The 696-nt window shown below is 70.5% G+C and carries 1 protein-coding gene; it reads left to right on the top strand.

Annotated features, from left to right (window positions below):
- Nucleotides 1–696 (top strand): ChuX/HutX family heme-like substrate-binding protein (locus tag D0901_RS21015; RefSeq protein ID WP_162500937.1); only part of this gene is annotated, 696 nt, incomplete at both ends.

Genomic DNA, 696 nt, shown 5'->3' with positions numbered 1-696 from the left:
GGTCAGTGCCGTCACGCACGGCGAGCACGCCGAACTGGTCAGCCACGATGTCCAGCTGGCGCACAACGGCTATCTGCCGGAGCAGCGTCGGGTCACGCCGGTCCGGCGCCCCGACTTGCTGATGCGCTGGTTCCTGCCCAACTGGTACTGGGCCTGCCTGATCGACGATGACTATGGCGGGGGCGCGATGCACAGCCTGCAGATCTTCGATCGCACCGGGCGCTCGGTGCACCGTCTGGTGATCGCCGACATCGATAACCGGGGCTGGCGGCAACTCGAGGCCGCGACCGACGCTCGGCCCCCGGCCTTCGTGCAGACGATCGACGCCGTGACCGAGACGCCGCCCGACGTCGAGACGCTACGGGCCGAGTGGCGCGGGCTGGGTTCGCGCGAGGATGCCGAGCGTCTGCTGCGGCGCTATCGCTTGAGTCGGCTCACCGCCAATCGCCTGCTGGCGGGGCATGGCGCCGAACGGCTGTCCGTCGATGCCTTCGTCGCTGTCCTCGAGCGTCCGCTGCGGCGTCGTGTCACCCTGGAACTCGAGGGCTGCACCCATGTCCAGAGCGGCTGGATGACGCCCTGGTCGGCCCGGGGCGACCCGTCGCTGGTGCTCGGCGGCGGGCAATTGCGCCTGACCATCGACACCACGGCGTTGAGCGAGGCCTGGTGCGTCACGCGACCGGGCGCGGACGGCCG

It is taken from the genome of Modicisalibacter coralii, assembly GCF_004117855.1.
GTDB classification, from domain to species: domain Bacteria; phylum Pseudomonadota; class Gammaproteobacteria; order Pseudomonadales; family Halomonadaceae; genus Modicisalibacter; species Modicisalibacter coralii.
This window is presented reverse-complemented; position numbering and strand designations above follow the sequence as displayed.